Raw genomic sequence first — 15006 nt, forward strand, 5'->3', positions numbered from 1 at the left:
CACCTGTCGGGGGACGGGAAGGGATGGGAGTTCGTTTTAGGTCAAACGAGTTGCCTCATCGTGGGCGCGAACTATCCGTTTGGCAAGGGGGTGCGGCGGGTTTTCTCACCCGACGACGGCGAAGGCCCCGGACGTCGGGCGTCCGGGGCCGGGAAAAACGCAGGTCGGAGGGTCAGGGGCGGGATTCGCCGTCGGCGTCGAGGAGCCGGAGCAGGGAGCGCAGATGCTCCACGGCGCGGTCCGTGACCTCGGGCTCGCCGAACACGAGCTGATGCAGGACGAGGCCGTCGAGCGCGGCGAAGACCAGCCGGGTCAGGGCGGGGTCCGCGTCGGTGGGCAGCATGCGGCTCAGCTCGCGCTGGGTGGCCTCGAAGTACTGGTCGTACAGGGCGCGCAGCTGGGGCAGCAGTTCGGGCCGGCGGCGCGACTCCAGGAGCAGCTCGTACTGGAACGCCTGGACGCCCGGGTCCGCCGTGACCATCTCGGACAGTCCGGTCGAGAAGTCCGCGACCTTGCCGGTGCCCGGCTCGAGGGCGCTCGTGTTCAGCGAGGTGCGGATCGTGTGGGCGAGGGCCTCCGCGATCAGCGCGTCGCGCGAACCGAAGTGGTGCACGACCAGGCCGTGGGTGACCCCGGCCTCCTCCGCCACGGCCCGGTAGGTGAGCTTGCGCAGTCCGCCCCGCGCGACGACGCGTACGGCGGCGTTCAGCAGGGCCTCGCGCCCCTCGCCGTACTGCAGGCGCCTGCGTGACGGGCGGCCCTCGGGGTCGGTGGCGGAATCGGTCATGGCGTGACCCTATCGCGGGCTGCCGGGGTGACCTTCAACACATCCGACGTCTTGGATCGCCCAGGTCGCTTCATCCTGCACTTGTTGCTCATCGCGCACTGTTCCCGCAGGGCGAGCACGTGTCACCCGATCTTTGACGTCGCGTCATATGGGTTTCGCGAAACGGAAGGTGTGGCTCACACTCATCTTCAGGTCATCGGCGAGGGTGTTCATGGAACGCTCCCCTCCCGCACTCCTGCCTTTAATCTGTTGCCGGACCCCCCACCGAGAACAGGCGGCCGAGGGCATGAAACCACTGCGCCCAGAAGACCCTGAGCAGCTAGGGCCGTACCGCCTCCTGGCCCGGCTCGGAGCCGGCGGCATGGGCCGGGTCTATCTGGCGCGCTCCTTCGAGGGCCGGACCGTCGCGGTCAAGGTCATCCGGCCCGAGATGGCGGAGGACCGCAACTTCCGTATCCGCTTCCGCCGTGAGGTGGCGGCCGCGGCGGCGGTCGGCGGGGCCTTCACGGCGCCCGTGGTGGACGCCGCGCCGGACGACGAGACGCCCTGGCTCGCCACCGTCTACGTTCCCGGCCCCACCCTGGCCGAGGCGGTCGCCGAGCACGGCCCGCTGCCGGTGGAGACGGTTCTCGCCCTGGGCGCGGGGATCGCCGAGGCGCTCATCGCGGTGCACGCCGAGGGGCTGGTGCACCGCGACCTCAAACCGTCCAACGTGCTGCTGGCCGCCGACGGCCCCCGGGTCATCGACTTCGGTATCGTCCGCGCCCGCGACGGCTATGAACTCACCGGCGACGGCTCGCTGTTCGGCTCCCTCGACTACATGTGCCCCGAGCAGGCCACCGGTGAGCAGATGGGGCCGGAGGGGGACGTCTTCTGTCTCGGCTCGGTGCTCGCGTTCGCCGCGTCCGGGCACACGCCGTTCGGCGGGGCCGCCGGAGCCGCGCTGCTCTACCAGGTGGTCCACGGCTCGGCCGACCTCACCCAGGTGCCCGAGCCGCTGGACAAGATCATCAGCCTCTGTCACGCCAAGGACCCGGCCCTGCGGATCGACCCCGACCGGCTCTCCGCGGCCTGCGCGCCCGGCGGCGCCGACCAGGTACTGACCGAGGGGTGGCTGCCGCGAGCGGTGGCCGACATGGTGGCCGCCCGCCGTGCGGCCGCGGCCCTCGCGGAGCGCCGGGCCGTCGCGACGGACCTCGCCCGCGGCCGGGACGCGGCACCGGCGGGCTCCGCCGACGTACCCGAGCCGGAGCCGTACACGGCCGGCCGGGGCGGGTCCGCCTACGCGACGGTGGGCTGGTCGGCGTACGACACCGCCGTCACCGGTGAGCAGGGCGCCTCCGGGTGCCCGAGCGGGGCCGGCTCACCCGGTGCGCGGGGCGCGGACCTGGACGGCGTCCGCGGCGCCCGGGGGGCCGGGGGCGCCGCCACCGGGGGGCTCGCCACCGAGCCGACCCAAGGGGAACCCTGCGGCGGCCGAGGGGGATCGGAGGAGACACCGGAAGGCCGAACACCGTTCACCCCGGAGGGGGCAGCGCCACTGGACGGCGCGGACGCCTGGGTGCAGGCGGGGTCCCAGGACGGCGCGGACGCCCCGGCGCAGGCAGCGCGCCGGGATGGCGTCGACGCCTGGGGGCAGGAGGGTCCCCGGACCGGCGCCGAGGCCCCTGCGCAGGGAGGCTTCGGGCGGGGGCCGGACGCCCAGGTGCAGGAAGGGCGCCGGGACGGGGAGGACGCCTGGGTGCAGGCGGGGTCCCGGGGTGGTGCCGACGTCGGGGGGCTGGGCGGTTTCCGGCGAGGGCCGGACGCCCAGGTGCAGGAGGGGCGCCGGGACGGGGAGGACGCCTGGGTGCAGGCGGGGTCCCGGGGTGGTGCCGACGTCGGGGGGCTGGGCGGTTTCCGGCGAGGGGCGGACGCATCGACGCGGGGAGAGCCACTGGATGGCGCGGACGCCTGGGTGCAAACCGGGTCCCGGGGTGGTGCCGACGCCCGGGGGCTGGGCGGTTTCCGGCGAAGGGCCGGCGTGCCGACGCAGGAAGGGCGCCGGGACAGGGCGGGTGCCCGGGGGGAGGCAGGGACCCGGCAAGGGGTCGACGCGGCGGTGCCGGAACGTTCCGGCGGTCCCGTTCAGCACCGGGCCCGGGCGCGCGCCCCGCTCTCGCGGCGCACGGTCCTCACGGCGGCGGCGAGCGCCGGTACGGCGCTCATCGGGGGCGCGGCCGTCGTGGCCGCCCGGAGAAAGCCGCGCGCACAGGGGGTGCGCCCGGCCGGCCCGGCCCCCGAACCGACCTGGGTCTACCGGGGCGGACCGCTGCTCCAGGCCCCGGCCGTCTTCCACAACGGCACGGCCCTGCTCAAGACGCGCCCCGGCACGATGATCTGTCTCGACCTCGCGAACGGCTCCCGGCCCAAGTGGGTCTACCAGGGCATCAGCCTCTCGCCCACGCCCGTGACGCTGACGTACGGCGCCGCGGTCGCGCTCGGCGGGACGGGGTCGACCCTGATCGGCGTCGACCCCGCCGACGGCTCCGAGAAGTTCACGCTCGACTTCGGCGAGGACTACCAGTTCGACCAACTGCTGGGCAGCTACGACGGATACGCCGTCTCGGTCCTCGGCGCCAGCCTCCAGCGCCGGTCGGGCGAGCAGGGCGTGGCCACCTCCACCAGCACGGTCTTCGGCGTCGACCTCAGGGCACGCCGGGCCGTCGTCATCCCCATCGACCCGGAGGACGTCGGCATCCCCCTGCAACCCGTCATCACCTCCACCTACTTCGTCTACGCCGACGGCCTGCGCAACGTCGCGGTCCGTGACACCCGCGACGGCGGCAGCCTGCTCTGGCGGCACCCGGTCGGCTACGACCTCCGGCCGGGGCTCGCGGTGCTCGGCCGGACCGTGTTCGCCATCGGCTCCGAGTTCATCGCCCTGGACCTGGCCGACGGCAGGATCCGCTGGCAGGCCAAGGCCGAACGCGGCATGTTCGCCTCCCTCGGGGCGGGCGGCAACACGGTCTACGCCACCGGCACCGATCCGCACGGCGTTTACGCCTTCAACGCGGCGAACGGCACCCGGCGCTGGTTCTGCGAGACACCCCGCCTGAACGTCGACGGCCCGATCGCGGTCGGCGCGCACGCCCTCTACGTCCCGGCCTACGAGAACAAGGACGGCTTCTACGCCATCGACACCGCCTCCGGCCGACTGCTGTGGAACTTCACCGACGGCCGCGAGACCGGCGTCAACGACTGGCAGCTCTCCTGCGACGGCGCCGGACACCTCGTGGCCCAGCACTTCGACCGCGCCTACGGACTGCCCGTCACCTGAACGGGCGCGTAGGCTCCGGCCCGTGAGCACCCCGCCCCCCGCCGAGTGGAGCCGTCTCCATCACGCCCACGGCCGGGCGGACGACGTACCCGGGCACCTGGCCGCGCTCACCGACCCCGATCCGGCGGCCCGTCGCGCGGCGGTCTCGGTGCTCAGCGGCACCCTTTACCACCAGGGCACCCGCTGGCCCGCGAGCGCCCACGCGGTGACCCCCCTGGTCACCCTCCTCGACACGCCGTCGACCCCGGACCGGGCAACGGTCCTCGCCCTGCTGCACGCCGTCGCCCTCGGCGACCTGCCCGACGACCTGCTCCCCTTCGACCCCGCACCGGCCTTCGCCGAGGCCGACGGGATCGGCCCGGCGGACGAACAGGCGGTGATCCGGGTCCTGTTCGAGGAGGACGACCCGGACGTGGAGGCCGTCGCCGACGTGGCCGACGCGGTGGCCCTGCGCTGGGCGGCCGACGCCTACCACGCCGCCGGACGCCACACGGCATCCGTGCTGCGCCGGCTGCACGACCCCGACCCCGTCGTGGCGGCCCGGGCGGCGGCGTTCGCCGTCTGGTACCCCCGCGCCCCCGGCCTGCCGGACGCGCTGGCCGCCGTCCCCCACGACCGCACCCTCCCCCGGGCCTCCGCCCACCTCGCCCTGGGGCACCTCCCCGGCCCCCTCGGTCCCACCGAACGCGCCTCCCTGACCACCGGCCTGACCTCCCCGGACGAGACGGTGCGCCTCACGGCGGCCATAGCGAGCGCCCGCCGCCACCCGGCGGCCCTCCCCGACGAGGTCCTGACGATCCTCGTCCACTCCTACGACACCGGAGCCTGCGGCACCCTCCCGGGCTGGACCCGACCGCTGCGCGGCCACACCGCCCGGGCCCTCCATCGCCTCGGTCTCTGACCGCTCGACGTCGAGGGGGAGGGGCCGCCGTCGTTCACCAGCGGTGGAAGCCCTGGCCGCTCTTGCGGCCCAGTTCGCCGCGGGCGACCTTCTCCCGCAGCAGCCGGGGCGGCGCGAAGCGTTCGCCGAGCGTCGCGTGCAGGTGCTCGGCGATGGCGAGCCGTACGTCGAGTCCGACCACGTCGGTCAGGCGCAGCGGCCCCATCGGATGGCGGTAGCCCAGCCGCATGGCCGTGTCGATGGCCTCCGGGTCGGCGACGCCCTCCTCGACCATGCGGATCGCCTCCAGACCGAGGGCGAGCCCGAGCCTGCTGCTGGCGAACCCGGGGGAGTCCCGCACGACGACGTCCTGCTTGCCGAGGGCGTGGGTCCAGCGGATCGCCGCGCCGAGGGCCGCCGCGCCGGTGCCCGGCGCCAGGACCAGCTCGACGAGCGCGGAGACGGGCACCGGGTTGAAGAAGTGCATCCCCAGAAAACGCCCGGGGTGCTTCAGGACCGCCGCGAGCTCGGTCACCGACAGGGCGCTGGTGTTGCTCGCCAGCACGCACCCGTCGTGGACGGCTCCCTCGGCGGCGGCCAGCACCTCCGCCTTCAGGGCGGCGTCCTCGGGGACCGCCTCGACGACCAGGTCGCAGTCGCGGGGCAGCGCGTCGACCGACGAGACGACCGTCACCCGGTCCGGCACGTCGGGGTCCGGCGCGCCCTCGGGCGTCCCATGCTCGGCCGCCTTCCGCAGCCCGTGCGCGATCCGCTCCAGCGCGGCCGCCGCCGTGGTGCCGTCGCGTTCCACGACGACCACCCGTGATCCGGCCGCCGCGAACGACTGGGCGACACCGGCGCCCATCCGGCCGCCGCCGATCACCCCCACCACCGCGGGCGGGGTCGTGGCCGAGGTCATGCCCGTCCTCCCCTCTTCTCCAGGAACCGCGTCATGCGCTCCTGTTTGTCCGGGCTCTCGAAGAGCACCGCCTGAGCCAGGTCGTCGGCCACGGGATGCGGCCCCGAGGCGTCGGTGACGAGCTTGGTGAGGCGCAGCGCGAGCGTCGAGGAGCGGGCCATCCGGTCGAGCAGCGCATGCGCCTCGTCGAGCAGCCGGTCCGCCGGTACGACGTCCAGGACCAGCCCGCAGCCGAGCGCGGCCCGTGCGTCGAGGGTGCGCCCGGCGAGCAGCACCTGCTTGGCCACCGACTCGCCCACCAGCTCGCGCAGCCGCCAGCACGCCCCGGCGGCGGCGAGGATGCCGAGGCCCGGTTCGGGGTTGCCGAACATCGCGTCCGGACCGGCGATCCTGAGGTCGCAGGCGTACGCCAGCTCGGCGCCGCCGCCCAGCGCCCACCCCGGCACCGCGGCCACGGTCGGCAGCGGCAGCCGGCGCACCCGCTCGAACAGCCGGCTGTTGATCCCCTCCAGCGCCTCGTCCCGGCCGCGCCGCCGCAGCTCCGCGATGTCGGCGCCGCCCGCGAAGACCCCGTCGTGCCCGGTGAGCAGGAGCAGTTTCGGGGCGCGCTCCAACTCCCCGCACACCTGGTGGAGTTCGTTGATCATGAGGGCGTCGAGAGCGTTCCGGACGGCGGGCCGGCACAGGGTGACCACGACCCGGTCCGCACGCTCCTCGACGCCGAGCGTGTCGTACGTTTTCATACCCGCTCCACGAGCATCGCCACGCCCTGCCCCACCCCGACGCACAGGGTCGCCAGACCCCGTCGGCCGCCCTCCCGCTCCAGCCGGCCCAGCAGGGTGAGCAGGACACGGGCGCCCGAGCAGCCCAGGGGATGGCCGAGGGCGATGGCTCCGCCGTCGGCGTTGACCCGGTCCGGGTCCAGCTTCAGCCGCCGTGTCACCGCCAGGGCCTGGGCGGCGAACGCCTCGTTGAGCTCGATCGCGTCGAGGTCGTCGACGGTCCAGCCGGCCCGCTCCAGCGCCAGGGCGGTGGCCGGTACCGGGCCGAGACCCATGAGCTGCGGCTCCACCCCGGCCGAGGCGGCGGTGACCACCCGGGCCCGGGGCGTCAGCCCGTACCACTCCACCGCCGCCGCGCCCGCCACCACCAGGGCGGCGGCCCCGTCGGACAGGGGTGAGGAGTTGCCCGCGGTGACGATCCCGCCCCTGCGGAAGACCGGGCGCAGCGCGCCCAGTTTCTCCAGCGTGGTCGTCGGGCGCGGGCCCTCGTCCTCGGTGACCTCCCCGTCCGCCACCGGCACCGGGACGATCTCCGCCGTGAAGCGGCCCGCCGTCCGGGCGGCCACCGCGCGCCGGTGGCTGCGCAGCGCGAAGGAGTCCGCCTCCAGCCGGGTGACGCCGTCCAGGGCGGCGACCTCCTCCGCGGTCTCGCCCATCGACAGCGTGGTGGTGGCGGGGAAGCGCGGGTTGGTGAACCGCCAGCCGAGCGAGGTGTCGTGGACCTCGCCCGGCCGCGCCCAGGGTGTGCCCGGCTTGGCCATCACCCAGGGCGCGCGGGTCATCGACTCGACGCCGCCCGCCACCACCAGCTCCGCCTCACCGGCCCGGACGGCCTGCGCGGCGGACGCGACCGCGGTCAGCCCGGACGCGCACAGCCGGTTGACGGTGTACCCGGGCACGGTGTGCGGCAGCCCGGCCAGCAGGACGGCCATCCGCGCCACGTCCCGGTTGTCCTCTCCGGCCTGGTTCGCGGCTCCGAGGACCACCTCGTCCACGGCCTCGCCCGGGATCCCGGCCCGCCGCACGGCCTCCCCCACGACGAGAGCGGCCAGGTCGTCGGGCCGTACGGACGCGAGCGCACCGCCGTAGCGGCCCTGGGGGGTCCGGGCCCCGTCGATCAGATACACCTCGGTGGTCATCGGCGTTCTCCTTGTGTGCGGTGCGCCCCGGCAGAGGGCGCGGGGGGACGGGCTCAGACGTCGGCGAGCAGGATCGCCGGGCGTTCCACGCAGTCGGCCACGAACCGCAGGAAGCCGCCGGCGGTGCCGCCGTCGCAGACCCGGTGGTCGAAGCTGAGTGAGAGCTGCGCGACCTTGCGGACGGTCAACTCGCCGTCCACCACCCACGGTTTGTCGATGATCCGGCCCACGCCCAGCAGCGCCGCCTCCGGGTGGTTGATGATGGGCGTGGAGCCGTCGACGCCGAACACGCCGTAGTTGTTGAGCGTGAAGGTGCCGCCGGTGAGCCGGTCGGGCGGCAGGCTCCCGGTCCGGGCCAGCTCGGTCAACCGGGCCAGTTCCTCGGCGAGTTGGACCGTCGTCAGCCGGTGGGCGTCGCGTACGACGGGGACGACCAGGCCGCGGTCGGTCTGCGCGGCGAAGCCCAGGTGCACCTCGTCGTACCGCAGGATCTCCCGGCGCTCGGTGTCCACCGCCGCGTTGAGTTCGGGGTGGCGGCGCAGACCGGCGACGCAGATCCGGGCCAGCAGGGCCAACAGGCCGACGCGGCGGCCTCCTTCGGCCGCTTCCAGTGCCCTTTTGGCCTGCAGCAGTCCGGTCGCGTCCACATCGACCCAGGTGGTGGCGTCGGGGATCTCGGTGCGGCTGCGCGAGAGCTTGTCGGCGACGGCCTTGCGCAGGCCCCGCAGGGGGATGCGGGTGGGGCCCGCCGAGGGCCGCTCCGGTGCGGGTGCGGTCGGTGCCGGTGCGGGGTGTGCGACGGCCAGGTCCACGTCCCGCCGCAGGACGACTCCGGCGGGGCCGGACGGCGTCAGCGCGGTGACGTCGATGCCGTGGTCCCGTGCCAGCTTCCGCACGAGGGGGGAGAGGACACGGGGGGCGTGCGGCTCGATCGAGGGCGCGGGCCCGGCCACCGGCGCGCGCTCGGCCACCGGCGCCGTGGCGGCCGACGGCGAGCCGACCGTCGTGGAGCCGGTACGGCGGCGGCGACGGCGTGGGGCGGGGTCGTGCCCGGTGCCGTAGCCGATCAGGACGTTCCCGGAGCCGGCCTGCTCCTCCTCGCGATACCGCTCGGCGGCGGCCTCGCCCGGTGAGGGCGCCGAGGGTCCCACCGTGATCAGCGGTTCCCCCACCGCGAGGGCCGTCCCCGCCTCGGTGTGCAGCCGCAGCACCGTCCCGGCGTACGGCACCGGCACCTCGACGGCGGCCTTGGCGGTCTCGACCTCGACCACGACCTGGTCGATGACGACGGTGTCGCCGACGGCCACCTTCCACTCGACGATCTCCGCCTCGGTCAGCCCCTCGCCGAGGTCGGGCAGCCGGAACACCTGCTCGGTCGCTGTCACGGCGGTCATGCGGCCACCCCCTGCGGCCGCGGCAGGTGCCGGGTGTCGGGTTCGTCGGCGAACTGCAGACGGTCGACCGCGTCCAGGATCCGGTCGACGCCCGGCAGATGCGCGTGCTCCAGCTTCGGCGGCGGATACGGGATGTCGAAGCCGGTCACCCGCAGCACCGGCGCGGCGAGCGAGTGGAAGCAGCGCTCCTGCACCCGGGCCGCGATCTCCGCGCCGACCCCGGCGAAGCCCTGCGCCTCCTGGACGACCACACAGCGCCCGGTCCTGCGCACCGACGCGGTGACGGTCTCGTCGTCGAAGGGCACCAGCGTCCGCAGGTCCACGACCTCCAGCTCGATCCCGTCCTCGGCGGCGGCCTGCGCGGCGGCCAGGGCCACCGGGACCGACGGGCCGTAGGCGACGAGCGTGGCGTCCCGGCCCTCCCGGCGGATCGCGGCCCGCCCCCACGGCAGCGCCCCGCGCGTCTGCGGAGCGGCCGCCTCGCGCGACCAGTACAGCTTCTTCGGCTCCAGGAAGACCACCGGATCCGGGTCGGCGATCGCGTCCCGCAGCAGCCAGTACGCGTCCTCGGCGGTGGCCGGGGTGACCACCTTCAGACCGGGCGTGTGCGCGTAGTACGCCTCGCTGGAGTCGCAGTGGTGCTCCACCCCGCCGATCCCGCCCGCGTACGGCACCCGGATCACCATCGGCAGACCGATCCGGCCCCGGGTGCGGTTGCGGGTCTTCGCGACGTGCGAGGCGATCTGCTCGAACGCCGGGTAGGCGAAGGCGTCGAACTGCATCTCCACCACGGGCCGGAACCCGCCCATCGCCATGCCGACCGCGAGACCGACGATGCCGGCCTCCGCGAGCGGGGTGTCGAAGCAGCGCTCCTCGCCGAAGTCGCGGGTCAGCCCGTCGGTGATCCGGAAGACCCCGCCGAGCGGGCCGACGTCCTCCCCGAAGACGAGGACCCGTTCGTCCTCGCGCAGCGCGTCGCGCAGGGCGGCGGTGAGCGCCTGCGCCATCGTGACCGTGGCCATCGTCGTCAGTCCTCCTGGGTCTGGGTGGTCGCGGCCAGCTCGGCCGCCAACTGGGCACGCTGTTCCTGTAGCTGCGGGGTCGGCTCGGCGTACACGTGGTCGAACAGCTCCAGCGGGTCGAGCACGGGGTCCGCGTTCATGCCGGCCCGCAGCCGCGCCGCCAGCTCCTCGGCCTCCTCCCGCACCGCCGCCACGTCCGCGTCGGTGAGCGCGCCGCGCGAGCGCAGGTACGTCTCCAGCCGCTCGACGGGGTCGGCGGCCCGCCACCGCTCGACCTCGTCGTCCTGCCGGTAGCGGCTGGCGTCGTCGGCGTTGGTGTGCGCGTCCATGCGGTAGGTGTGCGCCTCGACGAGGACCGGGCCGCGTCCCGCGCGGGCGTGCGCCACGGCCGAGGCCAGCACCGCCAGCACCGCGACCGCGTCGTTGCCGTCGACCTGCTCGGAACGCACCCCGTAGCCGATGCCCTTGTACGCCAGCGCGGGCGCCGCCGTCTGGCGGGCCAGCGGCACCGAGATCGCGTACCGGTTGTTCTGCACGAAGAACACGACCGGCGCCCGGAACACGGCGGCGAAGTTCAGCGCCTCGTGGAAGTCGCCCTCACTGGTCGCGCCGTCGCCGATCAGCGCCATCGCCACGCCGTCCTCGCCCTTGCGGCGCAGGGCCTCGGCCATGCCGGTCGCGTGCAGCACCTGCGTGGCCAGCGGGGTGCACTGCGGGGCGACCCGGGTCGCGGCGGGGTCGTAGCCGCAGTGCCAGTCGCCGCGCAGCAGCGTCAGCACCTCGACCGGGTCGATGCCGCGGGTCACCAGGGCGACCGAGTCGCGGTAGGTCGGGAACAGCCAGTCCTCCGGGCGCACCGCGAGCACCGCGCCGACCTGGCAGGCCTCCTGGCCGCGGCTCGACGGATAGACCGCGAGGCGGCCCTGCTTGGTCAGGGCGGTCGCCTGGGTGTCGAACCGGCGGCCCAGGACCATCCGCCGCCACGCCTCGCGCAGGGTCTCGACCGGCGGCTCGGCGTACTCGGCGGGCGGCCTGGCGACGGGGGTGCCGTCCTCGGCCACGAACCGCACCGGCGTCAGCGACGGCAGGAGGCCCTGAACCGTCTGCCGAAGGCTCTTCACGGACATCGGGGGCACTCGCTTTCTCTGGAGGCATTCCCTGGACACTTGACAGGAGAATGGTGGGCATCGCGGAATATGTGTTCAATAGCTCGGCAGAACCGGCGATGAACTGCCGGACGGAAGTGCCTGGGAGGACAATGTGTCCGAAGAATCCTCGCTGCCGGCGGCGGTGGCCGGACGAACTGCCGTCCCGCTCGACGACATCGACCGCCAGATCCTGAGCCGGCTGCTCCAGGACGGCCGTATCTCGGTGCGCGCGCTCGCCGAGCAGGTCCACATCTCCCGGGCCAACGCCTACACCCGGATCGGCCGGCTCGTCGCCGAGGACGTCATCACCGGCTTCACCGCGCAGCTCAACGCCCAGCGGGCGGGTCTCGGCACGAGCGCCTACGTCACGCTGAGCATCGAGCAGAACGCCTGGCGGGACATCTCCCGGGCCCTGCGCGAGATCCCCTTCGTGGAGCATGTCGCCCTCGTCACGGGCGACTTCGACGCCCTGGTGCTGGTGCGCGCGCCGGACAACCTGACCCTGCGCAAGGTCGTCCTGGAGAACATCCACGCGGTGCGGGGCGTGCGCTCCACCCGCACCTGGCTGGTCTTCGACGAGGTCCGGGGACGCGGCGCCACCTGGACGGACTGACCACGGTCATACGCGGACCAGCTCGGCGGCGACGTCGCGAGGGGGCGGCACCGTGAGGGGCGCGGGCCGGCGGGCGCGCACCACCCGGAACCTCCCGGTGATGAAGTCGGCGCCCGAGCCCGGCAGGTCGGCGAAGGCCGAGGACGGGTCAGCGGGCAGGTCGTCGAGGTTCTCCACCAGATGCACCCCCGCGTCCAGCGCCGCCGTCTCGGCCGCCGCCAGCACCAGCGGGTCGCTGGAGTGCACCGACGCGTACAGCGCCCCGTGCCGGCCCAGCGTGCGCCGCAGGAGGTCCAGACCGTGCGAGGTCGACCCGGTGCCCACCAGGAAGGTGACCGGCCCGGGCCACTCCCGCGTGTAGACCCGCTCGTCCGCGGCGCGCAGCCGCACCAGCAGCGGTCCGCGCAGCTCCGCCCCGGGATGGTCGGGGTGGGCCACGGGAGCGGAGGCGCGCAGGACCGGGCCGCAGCGCGCGGCCTCGGCCAGCGCGGCCCGCACCTCCTCGCCGGTGATCGCCCCCAGCAGCCGCGCCGCGCGGGCGGGATGTCCGAGCAGCCGGTCCACGGCGTCCCCGAGGTCCGCCCCGAGGTCCCGCAGCGTCTTGTGGCCCTCGTCGGTGGAAAAGCCCCGCTCCGGCACCAGGATGTTCTGCGGTGTGGTGCGCACCGTGCCGTGACAGAGACACGCGGCGAGGGCGAGCCCCCGCACCAGGCCCCGGTAGTCGTCGGTGGAGTCCACGAGCACGGTGTTCAGCCCCGTCCGGTCGGCGAACACCACCGCCTGGCGGGCGTGCTGCTCCAGCCAGTCCGCGAACCGCCCGGAGCCCGTGAAGTCCACGATCCGCACCGCCGGGTCCGTGGCGAGCAGCCGGTGCACCCGCCGCTCCGGCTCCGCCACCGCCAGCGTCACCAGGTCGGGGGAGTGCCCGGCTTCCGCCAGCACCTGCCGGGCCACCCGCACGGTGATCGCCAGGGGCAGCACCGAGCGCGGATGCGGCGCCACGATCACCGGGTTGCCGGTCACGAGGCTCGCGAACAGGCCCGGCCAGCCGTTCCAGAGCGGGAAGTCGGGACACCCGACCAGCAGCGACACCCCCCGGGGCACCAGGGTGCTGGTGTCCCGCAGCGCACGCGGCCGACCGCCCCGTACGGCGCTCTCGCACCGCAGATCCGCCGGGACGCGCTCCGACTCGGCGAACGCCCGGGCCACCGCCTCCAGGGCCCGGTCCTGGGCGCGCGGCCCGGCGGCGCGGAAGGCCGCCGGGAGGGTCTGCCCGGTCGTGTGGTGGACCGCCAGGGTCAGTTCATGGCTGCGCGTGTTGAGCCGGCGCAGGATCTCCACCGCCAGCCCGGCCCGCCGGCTCGGCCCGGCGGACCGCCAGCCGGCCGCCGCCCGTCCAGCCGCCGCGACCAGTTCGGCGGGCTCGCAGCGCGGATAGGAGACGGCCGGTCCGACGCCGTACGGCGACGACTCCGTGCGCACACGGCCCGCCTCGCCGGGCTGCCCCAGCTCGAAGGGCCGCCCCAGCAGTGAGTGGAACACCTTCCCGGCGGTGCGGGTGGACCGCATGCCCGCGTCGGCCGCGTCCTGGCCGGTCGCCTCCGTGAAGGGGCGCCGGCACTCGCCGGCGGCCAGCGCGCGGACCAGGCCGTGCAGCAGCTCGTGGTGGCGTTCGTAGGGACCGGGGCGCATGGCCGTCAGCCTCTCCGGCTCGCCGCGAGCGCGAGCAGGGCGTCGTTCTCCTCCGGCAGCCCGATCGTCACCCGCACGCCCTCGCCGGGGAACGGGCGGACCATCACCTTCCCGTCCGCGCAGTGCAGGGCGAAGTCGCCGCTGTCCGCGCCGAGCGGCAGCCAGACGAAGTTGGCCTGGGAGTCGGGCACGTCATGGCCCAGCTCCCGCAACCGCCCGGCGACCCGGTCGCGTTCGGCGACCGTGAGCGCGGCCCGCCGGGCCACCTCCGCGCTCTCGCCGAGCGCCACGACGGCCGCCCGCTGGGCGAGCGCGCTCACACTGAACGGCACCTGCGTCCGCCGCACGTGCGCGGCGATCCCGGGCGGTGCGACGCAGTAGCCGACGCGCAGGCCCGCCAGGCCGTACGCCTTGGAGAAGGTCCGCAGCACCGCCACGTTCGGCCGGTCGCCGAGCAGCGCGAGACCGTCGGGGACCCGGGCGGGATCGGCGTACTCCCGGTACGCCTCGTCCACCACGATCAGCACGTCCTCCGGCACCCGGTCCGCGAACTCCGTCAGCGCCCGCGCGCCGACCGCCGTGGACGTCGGGTTGTTCGGGTTGCACACGAAGACCAGCCGGGTCCGGGAGGTGATCGCCGCGGCCATCGCGTCGAGGTCGAGGGCGTGGTCCCGCAGCGGCACCCGCACCGCCGTACCCCCCGCGACGGCGGTCAGGATCGGGTACGCCTCGAACGACCGCCAGCCGAAGACGACCTCGTCGCCCGGTCCGACGACCGTGTGCAGCAACTGCCCGCACACCTCGGAGGAACCCGCGCCCACCGCGATCCGCTCCGGCTCCACCCCGTGGTGCGCGGCCAGGGCCTCGACGAGCGAGGAGGCGTGCATGTCCGGGTACCGCGACACACCGCCGGCGGCCTCCGCGAGCGTCGCGGCCACCCCCGGCAGCAACCCGTGCGGGGACTCGTTGCTGGCCAGCACCACGGCGCCGGGCCGTTTGCGGCCCGGTACATAGGCGGGCAACTGGGACACAGACGTACGGACACGCACCATGGTCGACTCGCTTCCGCAGCGGGGGGCCCGTGGCCTGGCCGCCGGGCACTTGACAGGGAAAGCGTGAAGAGCGGACGACAACCGCTCAACTGTTTGGCGAATTCGGCTACGAATCGACGAAAAGAGGTCGGGAGTTCGGCAAACCGTCTCCCGGAGCCCCCTGCGGGACCTTTGGTACGAGACGGACTGCGCGCCCCTGGCCGGCCAGGCCCTCCGTATCCGCAGCTCCGGCCGCGGATCCCGGAACCGCGAGGCGGGT

Annotated in this window: 12 protein-coding genes; 3 read left to right on the top strand and 9 right to left on the bottom strand. The window is 74.6% G+C overall.

The features are described 5' to 3' along the window. Positions 1 to 172 precede the first annotated feature (172 nt). On the bottom strand, positions 173 to 787 hold the full coding sequence (locus OG852_RS41310; protein ID WP_133917521.1) for a TetR/AcrR family transcriptional regulator: 615 nt from the start codon (positions 785 to 787) through the stop codon (positions 173 to 175). Positions 788 to 1073: 286 nt separating this feature from the next. Between OG852_RS41310 and OG852_RS41315 the strand changes: the two genes are divergently transcribed. Together OG852_RS41315 and OG852_RS41320 are read left to right on the top strand one after the other, a co-directional pair. Continuing rightward, positions 1074 to 4106 (top strand): protein kinase domain-containing protein, encoded by a 3033-nt coding sequence (locus OG852_RS41315; protein WP_330350559.1) that lies wholly within the window; start codon positions 1074 to 1076, stop codon positions 4104 to 4106. A 22-nt stretch (positions 4107 to 4128) separates the two neighbouring features. After that, positions 4129 to 5007 carry a hypothetical protein gene (locus OG852_RS41320; protein ID WP_166663786.1) on the top strand — a complete coding sequence of 293 codons (879 nt, stop codon included), beginning with the start codon at positions 4129 to 4131 and terminating at the stop codon, positions 5005 to 5007. Between the two features lie 34 nt (positions 5008 to 5041). Here OG852_RS41320 and OG852_RS41325 read toward each other — a convergent pair whose 3' ends face one another. Genes OG852_RS41325 through pdhA form a run of 6 tightly spaced genes read right to left on the bottom strand, consistent with a single transcriptional unit; the run spans position 5042 to position 11369 of the window. Next, entirely contained in the window at positions 5042 to 5905 is an 864-nt protein-coding gene (locus OG852_RS41325; RefSeq protein WP_133917522.1) for a 3-hydroxyacyl-CoA dehydrogenase family protein, read from the bottom strand. Next, complete coding sequence (locus OG852_RS41330) at positions 5902 to 6648, bottom strand: enoyl-CoA hydratase/isomerase family protein (RefSeq protein ID WP_133917523.1); 747 nt, start codon at positions 6646 to 6648, stop codon at positions 5902 to 5904. Before OG852_RS41330 ends, OG852_RS41325 begins: the two co-directional genes overlap by 4 nt. After that, positions 6645 to 7826, bottom strand: a complete 1182-nt coding sequence (locus OG852_RS41335; RefSeq protein WP_133917524.1) for a thiolase family protein — start codon at positions 7824 to 7826, stop codon at positions 6645 to 6647. The genes OG852_RS41330 and OG852_RS41335 overlap by 4 nt, the downstream gene beginning before the upstream one ends. A gap of 53 nt (positions 7827 to 7879) precedes the next feature. Next, on the bottom strand, positions 7880 to 9220 hold the full coding sequence (locus tag OG852_RS41340; protein WP_330350560.1) for a dihydrolipoamide acetyltransferase family protein: 1341 nt from the start codon (positions 9218 to 9220) through the stop codon (positions 7880 to 7882). Further along, positions 9217 to 10242: an alpha-ketoacid dehydrogenase subunit beta gene (locus OG852_RS41345; protein ID WP_133917526.1), complete on the bottom strand. Its 1026-nt coding sequence runs from the start codon at positions 10240 to 10242 to the stop codon at positions 9217 to 9219. Before OG852_RS41345 ends, OG852_RS41340 begins: the two co-directional genes overlap by 4 nt. A 5-nt stretch (positions 10243 to 10247) precedes the next feature. Further along, on the bottom strand, positions 10248 to 11369 hold the full coding sequence (pdhA, locus tag OG852_RS41350; protein WP_133917527.1) for a pyruvate dehydrogenase (acetyl-transferring) E1 component subunit alpha: 1122 nt from the start codon (positions 11367 to 11369) through the stop codon (positions 10248 to 10250). A gap of 133 nt (positions 11370 to 11502) precedes the next feature. Here pdhA and OG852_RS41355 point away from each other — a divergent pair, with 133 nt between their 5' ends. Next, positions 11503 to 12003 (top strand): Lrp/AsnC family transcriptional regulator, encoded by a 501-nt coding sequence (locus OG852_RS41355; RefSeq protein ID WP_133917528.1) that lies wholly within the window; start codon positions 11503 to 11505, stop codon positions 12001 to 12003. Positions 12004 to 12009: 6 nt separating this feature from the next. Here OG852_RS41355 and OG852_RS41360 read toward each other — a convergent pair whose 3' ends face one another. Next, positions 12010 to 13695 carry an aldehyde dehydrogenase family protein gene (locus OG852_RS41360; protein ID WP_133917529.1) on the bottom strand — a complete coding sequence of 562 codons (1686 nt, stop codon included), beginning with the start codon at positions 13693 to 13695 and terminating at the stop codon, positions 12010 to 12012. A gap of 5 nt (positions 13696 to 13700) precedes the next feature. After that, positions 13701 to 14747, bottom strand: a complete 1047-nt coding sequence (gene hisC, locus OG852_RS41365) for a histidinol-phosphate transaminase (RefSeq protein WP_330350561.1) — start codon at positions 14745 to 14747, stop codon at positions 13701 to 13703. Between the last annotated feature and the right edge of the window lie 259 nt (positions 14748 to 15006).

It is taken from the genome of Streptomyces sp. NBC_00582 (genome assembly GCF_036345155.1).
Taxonomy (GTDB): Bacteria; Actinomycetota; Actinomycetes; order Streptomycetales; family Streptomycetaceae; genus Streptomyces.